At 67.3% G+C, this 20,919-nt stretch carries 20 protein-coding genes; 6 read left to right on the top strand and 14 right to left on the bottom strand.

All coding sequences use genetic code 11. The annotated features are described in order from the left end of the window. Nucleotides 1-30 precede the first annotated feature (30 nt). Together DIE21_RS31715 and DIE21_RS31710 are read right to left on the bottom strand one after the other, a co-directional pair. On the bottom strand, nt 31-1,221 hold the full coding sequence (locus DIE21_RS31715) for a nitronate monooxygenase family protein (protein ID WP_124501377.1): 1,191 nt from the start codon (nt 1,219-1,221) through the stop codon (nt 31-33). A gap of 129 nt (nt 1,222-1,350) precedes the next feature. After that, entirely contained in the window at nt 1,351-2,787 is a 1,437-nt protein-coding gene (locus DIE21_RS31710) for an aldehyde dehydrogenase family protein (protein ID WP_124501376.1), read from the bottom strand. A gap of 256 nt (nt 2,788-3,043) precedes the next feature. Between DIE21_RS31710 and DIE21_RS31705 the strand changes: the two genes are divergently transcribed. Further along, nucleotides 3,044-3,409, top strand: coding sequence for a hypothetical protein (locus tag DIE21_RS31705; RefSeq protein WP_006753485.1), 366 nt, complete (start codon nt 3,044-3,046; stop codon nt 3,407-3,409). A gap of 233 nt (nt 3,410-3,642) precedes the next feature. Here the strand turns inward: DIE21_RS31705 and DIE21_RS31700 are convergent, their stop codons facing one another. Continuing rightward, the gene (locus DIE21_RS31700) at nt 3,643-5,235 is read right to left on the bottom strand and encodes an ABC-F family ATPase (RefSeq protein ID WP_124501375.1); all 1,593 of its coding nucleotides are present in this window, start codon (nt 5,233-5,235) and stop codon (nt 3,643-3,645) included. 133 nt (nt 5,236-5,368) lie between these two features. Further along, the gene (locus DIE21_RS31695) at nt 5,369-7,660 is read right to left on the bottom strand and encodes an AsmA family protein (protein ID WP_124501374.1); all 2,292 of its coding nucleotides are present in this window, start codon (nt 7,658-7,660) and stop codon (nt 5,369-5,371) included. Between the two features lie 152 nt (nt 7,661-7,812). Here DIE21_RS31695 and DIE21_RS31690 point away from each other — a divergent pair, with 152 nt between their 5' ends. Both DIE21_RS31690 and DIE21_RS31685 read left to right on the top strand, forming a co-directional pair. Further along, on the top strand, nt 7,813-8,514 hold the full coding sequence (locus DIE21_RS31690) for an ATP-binding cassette domain-containing protein (RefSeq protein WP_124501373.1): 702 nt from the start codon (nt 7,813-7,815) through the stop codon (nt 8,512-8,514). After that, complete coding sequence (locus DIE21_RS31685) at nt 8,511-9,314, top strand: ABC transporter permease (protein WP_124501372.1); 804 nt, start codon at nt 8,511-8,513, stop codon at nt 9,312-9,314. The genes DIE21_RS31690 and DIE21_RS31685 overlap by 4 nt, the downstream gene beginning before the upstream one ends. A 42-nt stretch (nt 9,315-9,356) precedes the next feature. Here DIE21_RS31685 and DIE21_RS31680 read toward each other — a convergent pair whose 3' ends face one another. The 3 genes from DIE21_RS31680 to DIE21_RS31670 all read right to left on the bottom strand — a co-directional run bounded on the left by DIE21_RS31680 (nt 9,357) and on the right by DIE21_RS31670 (nt 11,893). After that, complete coding sequence (locus DIE21_RS31680; RefSeq protein WP_124501371.1) at nt 9,357-9,830, bottom strand: PliI family lysozyme inhibitor of I-type lysozyme; 474 nt, start codon at nt 9,828-9,830, stop codon at nt 9,357-9,359. A 244-nt stretch (nt 9,831-10,074) separates the two neighbouring features. Next, on the bottom strand, nt 10,075-10,626 hold the full coding sequence (locus DIE21_RS31675; protein WP_124501370.1) for a DUF6013 family protein: 552 nt from the start codon (nt 10,624-10,626) through the stop codon (nt 10,075-10,077). A 250-nt stretch (nt 10,627-10,876) separates the two neighbouring features. Beyond that, nucleotides 10,877-11,893: a zinc-binding alcohol dehydrogenase family protein gene (locus DIE21_RS31670; protein ID WP_124501369.1), complete on the bottom strand. Its 1,017-nt coding sequence runs from the start codon at nt 11,891-11,893 to the stop codon at nt 10,877-10,879. 125 nt (nt 11,894-12,018) lie between these two features. Between DIE21_RS31670 and DIE21_RS31665 the strand changes: the two genes are divergently transcribed. Together DIE21_RS31665 and serB are read left to right on the top strand one after the other, a co-directional pair. Continuing rightward, nucleotides 12,019-12,960 (top strand): LysR family transcriptional regulator, encoded by a 942-nt coding sequence (locus DIE21_RS31665; protein WP_124501368.1) that lies wholly within the window; start codon nt 12,019-12,021, stop codon nt 12,958-12,960. A gap of 155 nt (nt 12,961-13,115) precedes the next feature. Next, nucleotides 13,116-13,961, top strand: coding sequence for a phosphoserine phosphatase SerB (gene serB / locus DIE21_RS31660; protein ID WP_124501367.1), 846 nt, complete (start codon nt 13,116-13,118; stop codon nt 13,959-13,961). A 77-nt stretch (nt 13,962-14,038) separates the two neighbouring features. On the opposite strand, the gene DIE21_RS31655 is transcribed toward serB, so the two are convergent. The 4 genes from DIE21_RS31655 to rimO form a co-directional block, all read right to left on the bottom strand. Beyond that, a complete protein-coding gene (locus DIE21_RS31655; protein WP_124501366.1) occupies nt 14,039-15,223 on the bottom strand; it encodes a cystathionine beta-lyase in 1,185 nt (394 codons plus the stop codon). A gap of 113 nt (nt 15,224-15,336) precedes the next feature. After that, nucleotides 15,337-15,879: a hypothetical protein gene (locus DIE21_RS31650; protein ID WP_124501365.1), complete on the bottom strand. Its 543-nt coding sequence runs from the start codon at nt 15,877-15,879 to the stop codon at nt 15,337-15,339. A 201-nt stretch (nt 15,880-16,080) separates the two neighbouring features. Then, a complete protein-coding gene (locus DIE21_RS31645; RefSeq protein WP_124501364.1) occupies nt 16,081-17,007 on the bottom strand; it encodes a sugar kinase in 927 nt (308 codons plus the stop codon). A gap of 3 nt (nt 17,008-17,010) precedes the next feature. After that, on the bottom strand, nt 17,011-18,372 hold the full coding sequence (gene rimO, locus DIE21_RS31640; RefSeq protein ID WP_124501363.1) for a 30S ribosomal protein S12 methylthiotransferase RimO: 1,362 nt from the start codon (nt 18,370-18,372) through the stop codon (nt 17,011-17,013). 282 nt (nt 18,373-18,654) lie between these two features. Here rimO and DIE21_RS31635 point away from each other — a divergent pair, with 282 nt between their 5' ends. Then, entirely contained in the window at nt 18,655-18,909 is a 255-nt protein-coding gene (locus DIE21_RS31635) for a hypothetical protein (protein WP_059537455.1), read from the top strand. A 362-nt stretch (nt 18,910-19,271) separates the two neighbouring features. Here DIE21_RS31635 and phaR read toward each other — a convergent pair whose 3' ends face one another. The 3 genes from phaR to DIE21_RS31620 all read right to left on the bottom strand — a co-directional run. Next, on the bottom strand, nt 19,272-19,838 hold the full coding sequence (gene phaR / locus DIE21_RS31630) for a polyhydroxyalkanoate synthesis repressor PhaR (RefSeq protein ID WP_006478701.1): 567 nt from the start codon (nt 19,836-19,838) through the stop codon (nt 19,272-19,274). A 118-nt stretch (nt 19,839-19,956) separates the two neighbouring features. Then, a complete protein-coding gene (locus DIE21_RS31625; protein WP_124501362.1) occupies nt 19,957-20,697 on the bottom strand; it encodes a 3-ketoacyl-ACP reductase in 741 nt (246 codons plus the stop codon). A gap of 117 nt (nt 20,698-20,814) precedes the next feature. Then, nucleotides 20,815-20,919: hypothetical protein (locus tag DIE21_RS31620; protein ID WP_133118128.1), on the bottom strand; the 105-nt coding region annotated here is incomplete at its 5' end.

Raw genomic sequence — 20,919 nt, 5'->3', positions numbered from 1 at the left:
AGTAGGGTCTTTTCGCCATCTTGATATCCGTCAAGCCAGCGTAAACGTGGGGCGGTTTGCCGCAGGCTCGGTCGCACGGCCCGTCAGCAGCAGGTCGAGCAGATCGCGCACGCTGCGGATCGCACGGCCGAACGGCAGCGCTTCGCGGCCGCGGAAGAACAGCCCGTTCGCGACGTCGCCGCGCAGCGCGGCCGCGAGCCGCGTGTCGATGCAGAAATGGCCGAACTTCTCGATGCCGTCGCGCAAGCCGCAGACGCTCAGGCATTCGAGCGCGGTCGGACAGCGCTGCTTCAGCACGCCGAGCTTGTCGCGGATGCGCGTTTCGTTGCGCAGGTAGCGATCGAGCCAGGGGGTCTTCACCGCGCGCGCCGGCAGCCCCGTCACGCTGACGAATTCGACGATGTCGTCGGGCAGCGCATCGGCCAGCACGCGCTTGAAGTTCGGATGCGCATCCCCCTCTTCCGTCACCGCGAACGGCGTGCCCACCTGCACGCCGTTCGCACCGGCCGCGAGCGCCGCTCGCACCGTGTCGTGACTGTTGATCCCGCCCGCGACGATCAGCGGAATCGTGTCGCGCGCAAGGCCGAGCGATGCCATGACCTGCGCGGTCTCGTCGAGCACGCGCGCGAAATCGAAGCGCGCATCATGCATGTCGTCGATCTGCGTGACGCCGAGGTGGCCGCCCGCATGCGCGGGATGCTCGATCACGATCGCATCGGGCAGCCGCCCCTTCTTCATCCACTTCTTCAGCACCAGCGCGATCCCGCGGCTGTCCGACAGGATCGGGATCAGCGCGATGTCGTGACCCTGCGTGAGGTCAGGCAGATCGAGCGGCAGGCCCGCACCCATCACGATCGCGTCCGCGCCCTCTTCGCACGCGACGCGCACGTAATCCGCATGTGCGCTCACTGCCTTCATCACGTTGACCGCGATCATCCCGCGTCCTTCGCTGTAGGTCTTCGCGAGACGAATCTCGCGCGCGAGCGCTTCGAGGTTCGCGGCCTCGAGCGTCGCACGATCGGGATTCGCCCGACAGCGCGCGAGCAGGTCCGCATGGTGGTGACGCAGGTCGATGCTGGCGATCGTGCCGAGCGCGCCTTCGCGCGCGACGCTGCCGGCGAGGCGGTGCGCGGAGATGCCGACGCCCATGCCGCCCTGCACCACGGGCAGCAACGTGCGGCCGCGAATCGTGAGCGGCGGGAAGGAAGTGCGTGCGGTCATCTGAACCTCGTCGAAACATCGGCAATCGGAAACGCGATGATCGACGATCCACCGGCGCGCACCTTGACGGTCGTCAATAAAAAAACGGCACGCGAGCGTGCCGTTTTCCGGTCATGCGGCTTGAAACGCTCAGCCCTGATTCGCCGGCTTGAGCTGCATCGACTTGTACTCGAGATACTCTTCGAGCCCGTACACGCCGTTCTCGCGGCCGTGTCCCGACTGCTTGTAGCCGCCGAACGGCGCTGCGCCGTTCCACGTGCCGCCGTTGATGTCGACCTGCCCCGTGCGGATGCGGCGCGCGACGCGCATCGCACGTTCGTCGCTGCCCGCCCATACCGCGCCGCCGAGCCCGTACGGCGAATCGTTCGCGATCCGCACCGCTTCCTCTTCGTCGCGATACGTGATGATCGACAGCACCGGCCCGAAGATCTCTTCCTGCGCGATCGTCGATTTCGGGTCGACGCGGCCGAACACCGTCGGCTTCACGAAGAAGCCCTTCGCGAGCCCTTCCGGCAGGCCCGTGCCGCCCGTCACGAGCTCCGCGCCGTCGTCGATCCCGCGCTGGATGTAGGCCTGCACGCGCTGCTGCTGAACGGCCGATGCCAGTGCGCCGAGGCGCGTCGTTTCCTGACGCGGGTCGCCCGCCACATACGCTTCGGCCGCCGCCTTCGCGATCGCGCGCGCCTCGTCGTAGCGCGCCTGCGGCACCAGCATCCGCGTGTGCGCCGAACAGGTCTGGCCCGCGTTCAGGTAGCACGCATTGACCGTGCCCTTCACCGCCGTCACGAAATCGGCATCGTCGAGGATCACCGACGCCGACTTGCCGCCCAGTTCGAGCGCGACGCGCTTCACGCCCGCGGCCGCGAGTTCAGCCACGCGCTTGCCGGCACGCGTCGAACCCGTGAACGACACCATGTCGACGTCCGGATCGCTCGCCAGCGCCTCGCCGACGACCGGGCCATAACCGCACACGAGGTTGAACACGCCCGGCGGCAGACCCGCCTCGTGAATCGCCTCGGCGAGCATGAACGCATTGAGCGGCGCGACTTCGGACGGCTTCAGGACGACCGTGCAGCCGGCCGCGAGTGCCGGTGCGACCTTCAGCGTGACCTGGTTGAGCGGGTAGTTCCACGGCGTGATCGCCGCGACGACGCCGACCGGCTCGCGCACCACCAGCGAGTTGCCGACCGTCGCCTCGAATTCGAACGATTCGGCGAGCTTCGCGTACGCCTTCCAGTTGTAGATCGGGCCGCCGACCTGGATCGCGCGCGACAGCTTGATCGGCATCCCGACTTCGCCGGTGATCGATTGCGCGAGTTCCTCGCTGCGCGCCTGCAGGCGCTCGACGATCTTGCGCAGGTAGCCCGCGCGCGTCGCGGCCGGCGTCGCGGCCCACGCGTCGAATGCCGCCCGCGCCGCGCGGACCGCGTCCTGCGCGTCCGACGCGACACCTTCGGGAATCCGGCCGATCACGGCCTCGGTGCCCGAGTCGATCACGTCGATCGTGCCCGTTCCGGCCGGTTTGCGCCATGCGCCGTCGATGTAGAACTGGTCGTAGGTTTTCATCGCTTCCTGTCTCCCGGAAAACGGCCATTCTAACGAGTGTGGCGCGGCACGGCGACGATGTCGAACGAGGCCGCAAGGGCAGGCCAATGGTCCGCCAGCACGCCGGCGGAACGCGTGCCGGACGCCCGCTTCCCGCGGCTGCGGCATCCGCGCCACGCGGTCGCACCAGGTGGCCCGCATCGTGCTATGTTTTTAGTATCGGCGCCGGCCGCTGCAGGCCGCGCCACCCGGAATCGATGCCTTCGTGAGCGCTGCCATGACCGACGCATCCCGTACCCTCGGCTCGCAAGATCGCCTGGAGCTGCTGTGCTGGCTCACCTGCGGCAATCTCGGCGCGTTTTACCTGAATGAATCGTGGCCGGACGCATCGTTCCAGGTGCAGGCGGCGCACCGGTGGCTCGACCGCCATCACCGGCAGGCCGACTGGCTCGCGATCGCGAAGCTGGCCGCGCTGGCGCAGGACATCGCCAAGCGGCACGCCGGCTTCGTCGACGCGTCATGGGCACGCGACGCGGTCGAGGAAATCGTCGATACCGACGATCTCGACTACCGGGCGAAACTCGTGCAATGGGTGTACGAAGATTGCTGCAAGGCGCTCGCCGACAAGCGGCTGGCGGATTGACGCGCCCGGCAGTGCGCGAGGCGGTGCTCACGTCGCGATCGCGGCGACGGCCGGCCGGGGTTGGCGCCGCCGCGCCGAATCGTCATCGCGGGCGCAATGCCCGACCTGACATTTGCCCTTCAACGGCCCGTCGGGCCGGCGATGGCCGACATCCGCCCGGATACGAAAAAACCCGCCAGGCTTCCACCTGGCGGGCTTCCGGTACATCAGGCCGGGCATGATCGCCCGGGCACTTACTCCTGCCCCTGACTCGTCAGGAACTCCTCGTAATTGCCACCGAAGTCGAACAGCGTGCCATCCGTGCGCACTTCGACGATCCGGTTCGCCAGCCCGCTCACGAATTCGCGGTCGTGCGACACGAAGATCAGCGTGCCTTCGAACTGCTCGAGCGCGATCTGCAGCGACTCGATCGACTCCATGTCCATGTGGTTGGTCGGCTCGTCCATCAGCAGCACGTTGTGGCGGCCGAGCATCAGCTTGCCCCAGATCATGCGGCCCTTCTCGCCGCCCGACAGCACCTTCACCGACTTCTTGATGTCGTCCGACGAGAACAGCAGGCGGCCCAGCGTGCCGCGCACCATCGTCTCGTCGTCGCCGTCCTTGCGGTACTGGTCGATCCAGTCCATCAGCGTGATGTCGTTCGGGAATTCCTCGTACGTGTCCTGCGGCATGTAGCCGACATTCGCGTTCTCGGACCACTTCACCGAGCCGTGGTCGAGTGCCAGCGCGCCGAGCAGCGAACGCAGCAGCGTCGTCTTGCCCGCGCCGTTCTCGCCGATGATCGCGATGCGCTCGCCCGGCTGCACCGACAGGTTGAAGTTCTGGAAGATCGTGCGCTCGTACTTCTTCGTGATGTCTTCGGCGACCACCGCGACGTTGTGCAGCTTCTTCTCGAACTCGAAGCGGATGAACGGGTTCTGGCGCGACGACGGCTTGAATTCCTCGATCTTGATCTTGTCGATCTGCTTCGCGCGGCTCGTTGCCTGGCGGGCCTTCGACTTGTTCGCCGAGAAGCGGCGCACGAAGTCCTGCAGCTCCGCCACGCGCTCCTTCGCGCGCGCGTTCGCCGCGGCCTGGCGCTCGCGCGCCTGTGCCGACGCGAGCATGTAGTCGTCGTAGTTGCCCGGCCAGACCTTCAGCGTGCCGAAGTCCATGTCGGCCATGTGCGTGCACACCGAGTTCAGGAAGTGACGATCGTGCGAGATGATGATCATCGTCGAGTTGTACTCGTTGAGCGTGTGCTCGAGCCAACGGATCGAGTTGATGTCGAGGTTGTTGGTCGGTTCGTCGAGCAGCAGCACGTCCGGCTTCGAGAACAGCGCCTGCGCGAGCAGCACGCGCAGCTTCCAGCCCGGCGCGACGTCGGCCATCGTGCCGTTGTGGAACTTCTCCTCGATGCCGATGCCGAGCAGCAGCGCGCCCGCGCGCGCCTCGGCGTCGTAGCCGCCGTATTCAGCGAACTTGCCCTCGAGCTCGGCCGCGTGCATGTAGTCGTCGTCGGTGGCTTCCGGGTTCGCGTAGATCGCGTCGCGCTCGGTCATCGCGGCCCACATCTCGGTGTGGCCCATCATCACGACGTCGAGCACGCGCACGTCTTCATACGCGAACTGATCCTGGCGCAGCTTGCCGAGACGCACGTTCGGCTCCAGCGCGACGTTGCCGGCGCTCGACTCGAGGTCGCCGCCGAGGATCTTCATGAAGGTCGACTTGCCGCAGCCGTTCGCGCCGATCAGACCATAGCGGTTGCCCTCGCCGAATTTGACCGAGATATTCTCGAACAAGGGCTTCGGCCCGAATTGCATCGTGATGTTGGCAGTAGAAAGCACGGCAGGTCCCGTAAGAGAGAAATCGACGGAAAACCGTGTATTTTAGCAGGTGTCGGAGAAACTGCCGACCGCACTGTTCCGGCCCCGCCAGCCGGGCCGCTGCATGCGGCGCCGGCACCTGCGTCGGGCACCGTCACTTGCCGGCCTTCGCCGCCGCCTTCTGCGCCGCCTTGGCCTTCATCTGCCCGAACAGCTCCGAGCACGGCACGTCGCGGTTGTTGCTCGGCGCGATCAGCGGGATCAGCGCCGCGAACGGGTTGATCAGCCCGAGCCCGACCATCGCGCCGGCGCGCAGCGCGAGCGCACCCGCGTCGACACCGACCTTCGGGTTCTTGAACGTGCCCTTCGCATACAGCGGCGAGCGCAGCGAGAAGACCCGGAAACCCTTCGTGTGCGGATGGATCTTCAGGTCGAGCGATTCGTCGCGCAGGTTGATCGGGCCGTCGACGTTGATCAGCGCGTCGTCCGTATCGAACGCGAACACCTTCGTGTCGAGGATGCCGTCGGTCGCAACGAAATCGATCGCCGCGCAATTGATGTTCACGTCGCGACTGCCGAACAGCTTCTCGTAGACGACGTTCGCGACGTTCAGCCCCGCGGCCTCCATCAGCAGGAGGCTGATGCGGCCGTCCGTGATGAGCGCCTTCACTTCGCCGGTCGACGTCGCCGCGAGCGCGGCCGGCGAGTTGCCCGTCGCCGACAACGACGCGTCGCCGTTGATCTCGCCGAGCGCGGATTGCATCACCTTCTGCGTCGGGAACAGCTGCTTGAGCTTCAGGTGCCGCGCGGCCACCGTGAAGCGGCCCTTGAGTGGCGCGCCGCTGCCGTCCAGATGCGCGGTCGTCGCGAGCGTGCCGCCCGCGACGCCGAACTGCAGCGGTTCGAGCGTCAGCACGCCGTCCTGCATCAAGATGTGCGTGTACAGGTTCGTGATCGGCAGGTTCGCGCGCTTGATCAGCTTGCGGCCCGTGAACTTCACGTCCGCGTCGATCGCGCGCCAGCGGTCGGTGCGGAACGTCTCGACCGGCAGCACGCGGTCCGTCGGCTGGCGCGTGGTATCGCCGCGCCGGGCCTTGCTCGCGGCCGTGTCGGCGCCGATCACCGGTGCGAGGTCGGAGAACTGCAGCAGGTTCGACACGAGCTCGCCCGACAGCTTCGGCCGCGGCTCGCGCTGCGCCCAGGTGAGCGTGCCGCCGAGATCGCTGCCACCGACGCGGCCATTGAAGTTCTCGTAGCGGAACGTGCTCGCGTGCGGCTTGAAGTTGCCGATCAGGTGCCCCTCGGTCGCATACGGCGGCGTGTCGGGCAGCGTGATGCCGGTAATCTGGTAGAGGTGCGACATCGACGTGCCCTGCAGCCACAGCCGCAGGTCGAGCGCCCCGAGACGCCTCGGGTCGGTCAGCGTGCCGACGATCGCGAGCCGCGTGTCGCCGGCCTTCACGTCGGCCTGCAGCGGGAACGGCTGCGTCGTGCGCTCGATCGCCAGCACGCCGCCCACCTTGCCGGTGCCGCTGATCGGCACGTTCTTGTAGCGGCCGTCGACCTTGAGCCCGAATGCATACGTCGGGCCGGACGGCTTCGCCGGCACGGCAGCACCGGATGCACCGCTCGCGCCGGATGCCGCGGCGGCTGTCGATGCGGAGGAAACCGAAGTAGTCGCTGAAGCGGACGCCGCACCCGATGCGGCCGCGGGCGTCGACGCGGCGCTCGCTGCCTGCGCCGCCGACGCGCCCGACGCGGCCTCGGCACTCGCCTTCGCGCTCAGTTGCGCGGCGCCGCGCTTGCCGACGCGCTGCGCCGACGCCTCGCGCGACGTCTGTTCCTGTTCCTTCAGCACGTCGCCGAGCGGAATCGGCTGGCCGAGCGTATCGATCGCGACCGTGAGATCGGCCTTCGTGATCGCGTCGCGATACGTGACGATGCCCTTCGCGAAACCGAAGCTGTCGAGCCGTACCTTCCATGGCGACGGCTGCGCCGATTGCTTGAACTGGAAGGTCCACGTATTGCGGCCGTCGGCGAGCCGCTCGAGATCGACCGCGGGATTGACGACGTCGATCGACGGAATGACGATCTCGTGCGCGAGGAGCGGCAGGACCGCGAGGTCGAAATGCGCGGCATCGAGCGTGACGAACTTGGGCCCTTTCGCCCAGTCGGGATTGCCGATCTCGAGTTGCGTGGCCGAGAAGCTCGGCCAGGGTACCCATGCGCGCCAGCCGGTCTCGCCGTCGGGGCGGCGCCAGCCGACCTTGAGATCGCCGTTGATCGCGAACGGGCGGCCGAGCGCGGCACTCACCTGTTCGTTGACCCACGGCTTTGCGCGGTTCCAGTCGAACGTGAAGATAAAGATGCCGGCTGCCGCGACGATCAGTGCGACGATACCGACGATCCATGCAGCCGATTTGCCGATGGCTCGGGCTAGCGTCATGGCGGTTCCGTTGTTGTTCTGCAGAGTTGCCGCGCCATGTCGGGCCGCTTGCGTGAACGAACGGCGCACGACAATCGCGGCTTTTCGATGGGTATTATGACGCACGCCGCGGCAACGCTTCGGCGCCGTTAACGCTTTTTTTCATTTGTGACATGACAGCTCCCACCGGTCTCATCGATGCGCAGCACATCACGCGCCGCGACGCCGGCAGCGGCAAGACCCTGCTCGCGCCGACCGACTTCAGCCTCGCCGCGGGATCGCGAATTGCTATCACGGGGCCGTCGGGTTCCGGCAAGAGCGTGCTGCTGCGCGCACTCGCGTTGCTCGATCCGCTCGACGGCGGTCACATCCTGTGGCGCGGCCAGCGGATCAGGCGCGGCGCGATTCCGCGCTACCGGCGCAGTGTCGCGTACGTGCGCCAGCGGCCCGCGCAGATGGACGGTACCGTCGACACGCAATTGCGCTACCCGTACTCGCTCGCGATCTATCGCGACGTGACGTTCGACCGCGCGCGCGCCGAAGCGCTCGCGGCACGCGCCGGTCGCGGCGCCGATTTTCTCGACAAGCGTGCGAGCGAACTGTCGGGCGGCGAAGCGCAGATCGCCGCGCTGCTGCGCGTGCTGCAGCTCGACCCCGACGTGCTGCTGCTCGACGAGCCGACGTCCGCGCTCGACCCCGATTCGACGCGCGCGATCGAAGCGCTCGTCGGCGCCTGGTTCGACGCGGCATCCGACGCGCGCGCGTACATGTGGATCTCGCACGACCCGGCGCAGGCCGCACGGATCGGCACGATGCGGCTCGTGATGCAGGCCGGCGTGCTGCACGCCGCGAGTGCGACGGAGGCCGCGCAATGAGCCCGGCGCTGCAGGACCTGAGTCTCGTCGACGTCGGCATCGCCGCCGCGCTCGTCGCGGTCAACGGTGCGATCTCGGCCGCGCTGTCGCTCGGCCTCGGGCGCAAGCTCGCGCTTGCCGCCGTGCGCACCGTCGTGCAACTGCTCGCGATCGGCTACGTGCTCGGCTGGGTGTTCGGCCATCCGCACTGGACCGTCGTGCTGCCGCTCACCGCGTTGATGACGCTGATCGCGGGCTTCGCGGGCGCCGGTCGCGGCAAGCACACCTATCGCGGACAGCGCATCGACAGCATCGCGTCGATCTGGTTCAGCAGCTGGTTCGTCGCGGCCATCGGCCTGTTCGTCGTGATCCGCATTCATCCGTGGTACGCGCCGCAATATGCGATCCCGATTCTCGGGATGATCCTCGGCAATACGCTGACGGGCGTGTCGCTGGGCGTCGAACGGATGATGGAGGAACTGACCGCACGGCGCGACCGCGTCGAGACCGCGCTCGCGCTCGGTGCGACGCGCTGGGAAGCCGCGCAGGACGCCGCGCGCCAGGCCGTGCGCGCGGGCATGCTGCCGACGCTCAACCAGATGGCCGTCGTCGGCGTCGTGAGCCTGCCGGGGATGATGACCGGTCAGGTGCTGGCCGGCCAGTCGCCGCTGCAGGCCGTGCGCTACCAGATCGTGATCATGTTCCTGATCGCCGCGGCGTCCGCGCTCGGCACCGTCGGCGCGGTGCTGATGACGTATCGCCGCTTGTTCTCGGCCGACCACCGCTTTCTTGCATCGCGGCTCGAGGAACGCGCGCATTGATGCGAGACGCCGCAATGCGCGCGGCATTCGCGCGGCGTGCGGTCAGCGGGCAGCGCGGCGCTTGCCGAGGGCCTGGCGCAACGCGGCCGTCACGTCGGCGTCGGGCGCCAGGCCGTCGACCGACGCGACGAGCCGCACCGCTTGCCGCGTCGTCACATAGGCCTGCGCACCGACATAGCCGCCGCTGCCGGCCGAGCGCGTCGTGACGACGAGCGCCTGCGGCGCACGTGCGCCGAGATCGGCGGTGAACGCATCGGCGACGGTGCCGTCACGCGCATGCAGCATGCCCGTCACGTAATCGTCCGTATCGAAGCCGGGCGCCGCGTGCGCGGTCGAATACACGCGTACCGCATAGCTGCCCGTCGAGCACGGTTCGAGCGCGCCGCTCGACACGACGGCGGCCTGCTGTCGCGACGGCAGCGCGACTTTTTTCACGAAGCTGCAATCGTCGGCCGCCTGCGCCTGGGCAGCGACGAACGCAGCGGCCGACAGCAGCGCGCACATGCGATGTTTCATCGGGATGTCGTTCGGGGAAGATGGAGGATGCCGGGAGCATAACGTGACAACCGCATGACGTCACGCAAGCCGCCGGGCAAATGACTGCGCCCTCGGCGCGCGCCCGGCGTGACGACGCAAACATCAAGCGACGGAAAAGCCCGAAGCCGCGCGCCACGAAACCGTCACGCGCGGCCCTGTCCGGATCGCCCGGCTGCGCACCGGGGTTGGTTGCGCGCGCACCGGACCGGCCCGCGCACACCGCTCAGCGCTTGATCGACACCGTCACCCTGGTGCCGTCGCTCATCGTGACGGACTTCGAACCGCCATTGGTCGAAATCGACACCCACTTGACCTGGCTCAACGACACGACGTCCGGACACAGCAGCGACTTGCCGCCCGCGCTCACGTTGCGCGTGCCTTTCGGCGCGGCCGCCTGGAAGCTCATCTGCACGTTCGCGATGCCCTTCGCGTCGACCGACGGCGCGAGCCGCACCTGGGTCTGGCGCACCATCGCGCCGTTCGCGTCGCGCGGCAGGTTGTCGGCGTTCGGGCAACCGTCCGGCATCGCGACCGCGCCGCCCGGCGGCACCGACTTCCAGTTGAAGTCGTCTGTTTCGCCCGAGCGGATCTTGCGGGTCTCCTGCGTATTGCCGAAGGTCTTCGACTCGACCTTGACGGTGTATTCGAGCTGCCCTGTCCCGCCGCCCTTCAGGCTGCCCTTCACCGGCGGCGCCGCGAATACGCTCGCGCTGACGCACGCCGCCGCGAACACGGCCGACCACGATGCGGCGACTGACAAGCTGCGTTGGCTCATGCTGACCTCCTTGTAATGCGGCGGCACGCGCGTGCCGCGCGGTTTTTGATGCATGATGCGTTGCCAGTCTACCGCCAAGCGGCATGCAATGCGCCGCAAACGCATCGGGTGTTACCCCGCTTGCGTTCGCGACGCGCCATCCCGTACGTGCGACGCCGGCGCTCAAGAAAACGCCGGGCCGCCCCAAGTTTTCCGCCCCGAAGGAAGTCCCCTCGGAGGGCCTGGCGCGAAGCGACAGGATTGGGGGCACTCAGAAGCCGCTCAGCACCAGCTTGCCGATCGCGCGTCCGGCCTCGAGCAGCTGGTGCGCGCGCCGCACGTTCGCCGCGTTGATCGTGCCGAGCTGTTCGCCGAGCGTCGTGCGCAGCGTGCCGCCGTCGACGAGGCGGGCCACCTCGCCCAGGATCTTGTGCTGCTCGATCATGTCCGGCGTCTCGAACATCGCGCGCGTGAACATGAATTCCCAGTGAAACGCGGCGCTCTTCGCCTTCAGCAGCTCGACCGGAACCGGCTTCCCGTTCTCGACGATCGTGCAAATGCCGCCCTGCGGCCGGATCACTTCCGCAGCGGCAGGAAAATGACGGTCCGTGTCGTTGAAAATCAGCACGTAGTCGACGTCCGGGTGGCCGATGTCACGCAACTGCGCGGGCAGGTCGCCGAAATGATCGACCACGTCGTCCGCACCGAGCGAGCGCACCCATTCGGCCGACGCCGGGCGCGACGCCGTCGCGATCACGCGCAGCCTGCCGAGCGTCTTCGCGAGCTGGATCGCGATCGAACCCACCCCGCCCGCGCCGCCGATGATCAGCACCGACTTGCCCGCGTCCGCGCCCTGCGGCGACACGCGCAGCCGGTCGAACAGCGCCTCCCACGCGGTCAGCGCAGTGAGCGGCAACGCGGCCGACGCCGCGAAATCGAGCGTGCGCGGCTTGCGCGCGGCGATCCGCTCGTCGACCGCGTGGAATTCGCTGTTCGCGCCGGGGCGCGTGATGCTGCCCGCGTAGAACACCTCGTCGCCGGGCCGGAACAGCGTGACCTCGGCACCGACCGCGACGACCGTGCCGGCCGCATCCCAGCCGAGCACGCGCGGGGTGTCCTCGACCTGGGGCTTCGGCGCGCGCACCTTGGTGTCGACCGGGTTCACGGAAATCGCCTCGACCTTCACGAGCAGGTCGCGCGGGCCCGGCACCGGTTGCGGCAGTTCCACGTCGAGCAGCGCCTGCGGGTCGTCGATCGGCAGGTAACGGGTCAATCCAACGGCTTTCATTACGAAACTCCTTCAGGGAAATCGGGCGGGCCGCGGCGCAGCCCCCAGTGCATGCCATCGTAGGCCGCCCGATCCTTCGCGAAAACCGCTATATTTCCTGAAACATTTTCAGGAATTTCAGAACAATGGCGCTCGATCCGATTCCGGCCCCCGACAAGCCGCTCGACCTGCTCGACGTCGGCCTGTTCGTGCGCGCCGCGCTGCTCGCGAACGTGACCGCGGCCGGGCGCGAGTTCGGCGTGTCGGCCGCGGTCGCAAGCGCACGCATCGCGCAGCTGGAGCGCCAGCTCGGCGCGCGATTGCTGCATCGCACCACGCGCCGCATCAGCCTCACGCAGGACGGCGAAGTCTTCATGGCTCGCGCCGAGGCGCTGCTGTCGGCCGCCGACGCCGCGCGTGCGTGCGTCGGCCATGGCCGCAGCGAGCCTTACGGGCGGCTCAAGGTGTCGATGTCGTCGTCGTTCGGCCGCCAGCACGTCGCGCCCGTGATTCCCGCGTTCCTGCGCCGCTATCCGTCCGTGTCGCTCGACCTGCGGCTGTCCGACGAGATCGTCGACCTCGTCGACGACGGCTACGACGTCGCGATCCGTCTCGGCGCACTGAAGGATTCGACGCTGGTCGCACGCAAGCTCGCGGTAAACCGCCGCGTGCTGTGCTGCTCGCCCGCGTATCTCGCCGAACGCGGCACGCCGCGCCATCCGGCCGACCTCGCGCAACACGAATGCGTGATCCTCGGCGACCAGCGCGACTGGTCGTTCGTCACGCCGCAAGGCCCGCTCACCGTGCGGGTCGGCGGCCGGCTCGTCGCGAGCAACGGCGAGGCGATCCGCGAAGCGCTCGTCGACGGCTTCGGCATCGCGATCAAGTCGACCTGGGACGTCGGCCCGCTGCTCGCGAGCGGCGCACTCGTCACCGTGCTCGACGACTACCCGTTCGCGAACGACATCGCGATCTGGGCCGTCTACCCGAGCCGCGCGCACGTGCCGCTGAAGACGCTCGCGTTCATCGCGTTCCTGGCCGAGCACTTCGGCGATCCACCTTACTGGGATCGCGCGGACGACCGCTGACCGCCATCCCGTGAGCGGCGCTTGCGGCGGCGCCGGCCGGGCATCCGCGGCGATCCGGTCGCGACCGGATACCAACCGGCTACAATGACGCGTTCGCGACGCAGCGGCCCGACGCCGGCCGCGCACGCGTTTCATTCGCTTCCAATCATTCCACCATGACCCACAACCTCGTCATCCAGAGTCTCGCGCCGCTGTCGGACGCACATCACAAACCGCTGCTCGCGCTGTCGCGCGGCACCCGCATCGTGCAGACCGACGATCATGCGCTGCGCATCGAAAACGCGAACCCCGCGCAGCGGCTCGACATCGACGCGTACTGCGGCACGCATGCGCTCGACTTCGGCTTCATCGAAGCCGGCCGCGCGCTCGGCGATTTCGGCCTCGCCGTGATGGACATGGATTCGACGCTGATCACGATCGAATGCATCGACGAGATCGCCGATTTCTGCGGGCTGAAGACGCAGGTCGCGGAGATCACCGAAGCGTCGATGCGCGGCGAGATCCGCGACTTCAACGAAAGCCTCACGCGCCGCGTCGCGCTGCTCGCCGGGCTCGACGCGCAGGCGCTCGAGCGCGTGTACGAGGAACGGCTGCAGTTGTCGCCGGGCGCGGAGACGATGCTCGCCGGCGTGAAGGCCGCGGGCCTGAAGACGTTGCTCGTGTCGGGCGGCTTCACGTTCTTCACCGAGCGCCTGAAGGCGCGCCTCGGCCTCGACTACGCGCACGCGAACACGCTCGAGATCGTCGACGGCAAGCTGACCGGCAAGGTGCTCGGCGAGATCGTCAACGCGGACGTGAAGGCGCGCATGCTGCGCGACACCTGTGCATCGCTCGGCCTCGAGCCGAGCCGCGCGATCGCGATGGGCGACGGGTCGAACGACCTGAAGATGATGGCCGAAGCCGGGCTGTCGGTCGCGTTCCACGCGAAGCCCGTCGTGCGCGATGCGGCCACCGTCGCATTCGACCACGTCGGCCTCGACGGGCTGCTGCGGCTGTTCTGATCCGCACGAGCCGCCCACGAAAAACGCCGGCGCGATGTTGCATCGCGCCGGCGTTTCGTTTTTCCGCTTCGGTTCCGTTATCGGCCGAGCGTGGCTTCCATCGCGCGCTCGATGTCCACGCGCAGGTCGGCCTCGTCTTCGAGACCGACGTAGAAGCGCACCAGCGTGCCGCGATGCGGCCAGTCCGCGCGCATCGACGCCACGTCGTAAGGCATCGCGAGGCTGCACGCGCCGCCCCAGCTCCAGCCGATCGCGAACAGCTCGAGCGCCTCGACGAAACGATCGATCTGCTCGCTGCCGTAGCGTTCGTCGAACACGACCGAGAACAGCCCGCCCGCGCCGGTGAAGTCGCGCACGAACGATGCATGCCCCGGGCAGTCCGGCAGTTGCGGATGCAGCACGGCCGCGATCTCCGGCCGCGCCTTCAGCCATTGCGCGAGCGCGAGCGCGCTCTTGCTGTGCGCGTCGAAGCGCACCTGCATGCTCGGCAGGCTGCGCAGCACGAGCGAGCAATCGTCGACCGACACACCGATCCCGCAGCGCATCCGCGCGAGCTTCAGTTGTGCGTGCAGTTCGGCGTTCGCGGTGATCGTCGCGCCCATCAGCACGTCGCTGCCGCCCGACTGATACTTGGTCAGCGCCTGCACCGAGATGTCGACACCGTGCTCGAACGGCTTGAACGCGAGCCCGGCCGAATACGTGTTGTCGATCGCGGTGACGATGCCGCGCGCCTGCGCGACCGTCGTGATCGCGCGCACGTCGGGCACTTCCATCGTCACCGAGCCCGGCGCCTCGATCCAGATCAGCCGCGTGTTCGGCTGGATCAGCTCGGCAATCCCGGCACCGACGAGCGGATCGTAGAAGCGCGCGGTGATGCCGAAATCCTTCGCGAGCCAGTTGCCGAAATCGGCGTTCGGCCCGTAGATGTTGTGCGGGATCAGCACGTCGTCGCCCGCCTTCACCATCCCGAAATAGACGTTCATGATCGCCGAGAGGCCCGACGGCTGCAGCAGCGCATGCGTGCCGCCCTCGATCTCGGCGAGCCGCTGCGCGAGCGCGAGCGACGTCGGGGTCGCATGCAGCCCGTAGCGCCACTGGTTGTCGTTGTGCCAGACCAGCGCGCGCATCGTCGCGAGATCGGGGAACACGACCGTCGATGCGCGCGCAACCGGCGGCACGAACGAACGGAAGCCTTCGGGAATGACGTCGTCGGGTTGAACGATGCGGGTCTGGAGTGCGCGCTTCGGAGTGGATGCAGTCATGGCAGGAGGCCGGAGCAAAGGCCGTTCGGTTGCGGAATAGGTCGCTAGATTAGCCAAATTCGGCGCGGTTGGCCCGGTACAATGCGCGCCGCATGCACCGAGCCAGCGCGCACTCAGTCGTCGGTGCGCAGGTTGACGATACCGCCAACCGTCTCGATTTCCTGTACGCGGCCGTCGCGTACCTGCAGCGCCGCGCGTTTGCCCGGCGCCAGTCGCAGCACGACCGGCTGCGGATCCGATTCGTCCGAGTTCATCCGGTCGGCCTTCAGGTCGCCCGTCGAATCGAAGCGACCGATCCACACGCCCGTGATGTTCGTGCCGTCGTTCGATTCCTCGATTTCGAGCGTGTTGCCGTCACGATCGCCGGCGAGCAGGACCACCTCGCCCGTGTCCGTGAACTGGTATTCGCCGTGCACGCCTTCCTCGCCCGTCTTCGGGCCGAGATGCACGACGATCGGCCGGTCGCCGAGCGTGCCCTCGTAGCGTGGCAAGCGGGCGAACTCCGGGTTCGACCGCAGCGGCCGCGCGGGCACCGCTTCATCCCGCTGCGCGCCCGGCGCGGCGGCCTGGGCCGCGACCACGCCCGGCATCGCGAGCCCCGCCGCCAGCGCGCCGGCGATCACCAGCGCCCGTTGCCATTCCGAATATCGACCCACCTTGTATTGCTCCTTGCTTCAGACTCGCTCGAAAATCGCGGCGATACGCTGCGCGTTGCCAACGCGCATCGTCACGATGCATATGGCGACCGCCATGCGAAAGCACCCATTGCGGTACGCGCGCCGCCCGCGCCCGTTCACCTCGCCCGTGATTCGGGGGCGCGAATGAGTGCGTCGCGTGGCCGGCGTGCGTGATCCGCGTCAGCCCTGCATCAGGCGTTCCACCGCATCGCGGTGCGGAATCGGCGCGACCGCGCCATAGCCCGTTGTCGACAGCGCCGCCGCCGCGTTCGCATAACGCGCGGCCGCGAATGGATCGTCGCCCGCGACGATCCGCGCGACGAACGCACCGCCGAAGCAGTCGCCCGCGCCCGTCGCATCAACGGCTTCGACGGCGAAGCCCGGCACCACGCGCCGTTCGCTCGGGGTCGCGACGTACGCGCCTTCCTTGCCGAGCTTCAGCGCGACGACCTGCGGCCCGTGCTCGAGCATTGCATCGACGATCGCGTCGCGATCGTTCGCGCCCGTGAGCGCCGTGACGTCGTCCCAGCTCGGCAGGCAGATGTCCGTCTGACGCAGCGCTTCGCGCATCACCGCGCGGGCGCGCGGCAGCGGCCACAGCTTCAGGCGCAGGTTCGTGTCGAAGCTGACCTGCGCGCCGTTGCCGCGCGCATGGTCGATCGCCGCGAACGCGGCGTCGCACGCGGCCGTGCTGATCGCAAGGCTGATGCCCGACAGGTGCACGGCCTTCGCCGCGGCCAGCGCATCGAGCGGCAGGTCGGCCACCGCATAGCGGCTCGCCGCGGAGCCCGCGCGCAGATAGTCGAACTGGTGGCCGTCGGCACCGTGCGTGACGAAATACACGCCGGTCGGCGCCGTGCGGTCGATCCGCACGTACGTCGTGTCGACGTGCTCCGCCGTCCACATGTCGGTCAGCAGGCGGCCGAACGGATCGGCGCCAATCGCCGACACGAAGCCCGTTGACGCGCCCTGGCGCGCCGCGGCGATGCAGAAGTTCGACGTGTCGCCGCCGAAGCCCTGCAGGAATTCCGGACGGCCCGGCTGCGACTGGTTGAATTCGATCATCGCCTCGCCGAGCGCGAGGATCTCCGGAAATGCGGCGGTCATTGCTTAAACCTCGCCCCACAGGTCGTGGCCGTCCGCGCCCGTGATCTTCACCGACACGAAATCGCCGACCTTGTAGCGCTTCGACGCCTTCGTCGCCGGCTCGACATAGACGACGCCGTCGATCTCCGGCGCATCCGCCGCCGTGCGGCCGATGCCGCCTTCGTCGCTGACTTCGTCGATCAGCACCTTCAGGGTCTTGCCGACCTTGCGCTGGATGCGCTGCGCCGACACTTCCTCGGCGACTTCCATGAAGCGCGCGCGGCGTTCCTCGCGCACGTCGTCCGGCAGCGCGCCGTCCAGTTCGTTCGCGGTCGCGCCTTCGACCGGCGAATACGCAAAGCAGCCGACGCGATCGAGCTCCGCCTCGCGGATGAAGTCGAGCAGCGTTTCGAACTGCGCTTCCGTTTCGCCGGGGAAGCCGGCGATGAACGTGCTGCGGATCGTCAGGTCCGGGCAGATCTCGCGCCACTTCTGCACACGCTCGAGCACCTTCTCCGCGTTGGCCGGGCGCTTCATGCGTTTCAGCACTTCCGGATGCGCGTGCTGGAACGGCACGTCGAGATACGGCAGCACGTGGCCCTTGAACGGACCTTCGGCCATCAGCGGAATGACTTCATCGACGCTCGGATACGGATACACGTAGTGCAGGCGCACCCATGCGCCATACTGCGCGGCGAGTTCGCCGAGTGCGGCGACCAGGTCGGTCATGCGCGTCTTGATCGGCTTGCCGTTCCAGAAGCCCGTGCGGTACTTCACGTCGACGCCGTACGCACTCGTGTCCTGCGAGATCACGAGCAGTTCCTTCACGCCCGACTTGAACAGGTTCTCCGCCTCGAGCATCACTTCGGCGACCGGACGCGATACGAGATCGCCGCGCATCGACGGGATGATGCAGAACGTGCAGCGGTGGTTGCAGCCTTCGGAGATCTTCAGGTATGCGTAGTGGCGCGGCGTGAGCTTGATGCCGGCGGCCGGCACCAGATCGACGAACGGGTCGTGCGGCTTCGGCAGGTGCGAATGCACGGCCTGCATTACTTCTCCGACTGCGTGCGGGCCGGTGACGGCGAGCACCTTCGGGTGGACTTCCTCGATGAGGTTCGAGCCGCTGGCGCTCGACTTCGCGCCGAGGCAGCCGGTGACGATCACCTTGCCGTTCTCGGTCAGCGCTTCGCCGATCGCGTCGAGGCTTTCCTGCACGGCTTCGTCGATGAATCCGCAGGTGTTGACGACGACGAGGTCGGCGCCGTCGTAGGTGCCGGAGATTTCATAACCTTCGGCGCGCAGCTGCGTGATGATTTGCTCGGAGTCGACGAGGGCCTTCGGGCACCCGAGGGACACGAAGCCTACTTTGGGGGACTGGGACATCTGGAATGTGGGGGCGTGGCGGCAAAAGTGTGAGTTTACAGCTATTTATGGGTCAGCGAGGCAAAACCGGCGGTCGGAGTGCCGTGGATGGCGCCCCCAATATGCGGTGCGCACGGGCGCATCGAGCCGCCACGGACGGTTGATCCAACCCTTTCCCGCCGACGGTGATGCGCCAACGGCCCCGATCACCCCACGCCACCGCCCTACAATCACCCCGGCCCCGCTCCGCCGCTATGCGAAAATCGCGATATCCGCTCTCTTCACTTACCCAACGGGGATCGCATGACCACCCACATCACGATCGAATTCACCGAGCACGCCGCTGAAACCATCGGCGAGCAGACCAGCACCAGCTTTTCCTATGACCAGGGCGCCCACGTGCCGCAACCCGGCGACTTCGTCGAACTGGAGAATTCGCGGCAGACGTTTCTCGTGATCGGCCGCGTGTTTTCGCTGAAGGCGAATTACTGCGCGGTGAAGCTCGTGCTCGATCTTCCTCCGGCGGACGACCATCAGGATTTCGATCCGGCACTTTGAGCGAAACGGGCGAACTGCGCCCGATTCTCGGCCAGGTACCGTTGCACGAGCCCGGCGCAACGGCACCGGCCCTTACCGGCCCTTACCGGCACGAACACGTGCCGTCAGGCGCGACACCTGCCGGCCTTGCTTCGCTGAGCATCTGGAATTCGATCGACCGGACAACGGTCATGCCCGCCCCCGCGCAGGGGCACAGGCATTCGGTGCCGACGATCAAGAACGACCGTCGGCGGTATCTTGCGGCAGCGGGCCGCCAGCCACCGTCGTGCCCGAGCACACGATCGGCGGCATCGCACCGCCGCAGGTCGCGGCACCGACCGTCCGGCGGCTCGCGCCGCCGCGGCCGGCCCGCCGCGCAAGCGTTACTTCTTCTCCGGCTCCGGCGTGCCCGGTTGCTTGAACGGGAACGTGCTGAACATCGACTTCGCCTGGTTCTGCATCTGCTCCTGCATCTGCACGAACATGTTCTTCGACTGCTCGATGTAGCTCGTCATCATCCCTTGCATCATCGGCGCCTGCATGTTCATGAACTGCGACCAGACTTCCGGATTCATCGCGTTGCCTTCGTAGAGGTTCTTCGATTGATCCGCGAGCTTGTTCTGGATGTCGATGAACGCCTGGATGTTCTTTTCCAGGTACGTGCCCATCATGCCCTGCATCGCATGACCGTAGAAACGGATGATCTGCGACAGCATCGACGACGAGAACATCGGCACGCCGCCGCTCTCTTCCTCGAGGATGATCTGCAGCAGGATGCTGCGCGTCAGGTCTTCGTTGGATTTCGCATCGACGACCTTGAAGTCCTCCTGTTCCAGCACGAGTTGCTTGACGTCGGTCAGCGTGATGTACGTGCTCGTCTCGGTATCGTAGAGCCGGCGGTTCGGGTACTTCTTGATGAGCCGCTCGGCCGTTTTCTTTGTAGTAGTCATGTAACGCCTTTGAGTGCAGCGTAGCGCAAGTGACAAATCCCCGCCGCCCGGTTCCGGGCGGCGGGGGCCTTCGGAGACGCCAGGCTGCGCGGCCACCCGGCCCGCGCAGCCCGCGCGTTCAGCCCATGTGCAGGCCGCCGTTTAGCGAGAAGTCGGCGCCCGTCGCGAAGCCGGAGTCGTTCGACGCGAGCCACGCGACGATCGAACCGATTTCCTCCGGCCCGCCGAGACGACGCACCGGGATCGTCGCGACGATCTTCTCGAGCACGTCCGGACGGATCGCCTTCACCATGTCGGTGCCGATGTAGCCGGGCGACACGGTGTTGACCGTCACGCCCTTCGTGGCGACTTCCTGCGCGAGCGACATCGTGAAGCCGTGGATGCCGGCCTTCGCGGTCGAGTAGTTCGTCTGACCGAATTGCCCCTTCTGGCCGTTCACCGACGAAATGTTGATGATCCGGCCCCAGCCGCGCTCGACCATCCCGTCGATCACCTGCTTCGTCACGTTGAACAGGCTCGTCAGGTTGGTGTCGATCACGGCCGTCCAGTCTTCATGCGTCATCTTGCGGAACACGACGTCGCGCGTGATGCCCGCGTTGTTGACCAGCACGTCGATCTCGCCGACTTCGGCCTTGACCTTGTCGAATGCCACCTTGGTCGATTCCCAGTCGCCGACATTGCCTTCCGACGCGATGAAATCGTAGCCGAGCGCCTTCTGGTCCTCGACCCATTTCACCCGGCGCGGCGAGTTCGGGCCGCAACCCGCGACCACCTTGAAACCGTCTTTCGACAGACGCTGGCAGATGCTGGTGCCGATGCCGCCCATCCCGCCCGTTACGTACGCAATTCGCTGAGACATAGATCTCACTCCATTTCTTGGTTTTGAGAGCCGCCGGAGGCCCCTCTGACTCCACGTGACGCCGGCCGAACGTAATCGACCGGCGCCCGGATTGGTTTGGCGGTGACTGCGCCCCGGTTACGGACGTTCGACCGCGAGCGCGACACCCATCCCGCCGCCGATGCACAGCGACGCCAGCCCGCGCTTCGCGTCGCGCTTGACCATCTCGTGCAGCAGCGTCAC

This window comes from Burkholderia sp. Bp9140 (assembly GCF_003853425.1).
In the GTDB taxonomy this organism is placed as follows: Bacteria; Pseudomonadota; Gammaproteobacteria; order Burkholderiales; family Burkholderiaceae; genus Burkholderia.
This window is presented reverse-complemented; position numbering and strand designations above follow the sequence as displayed.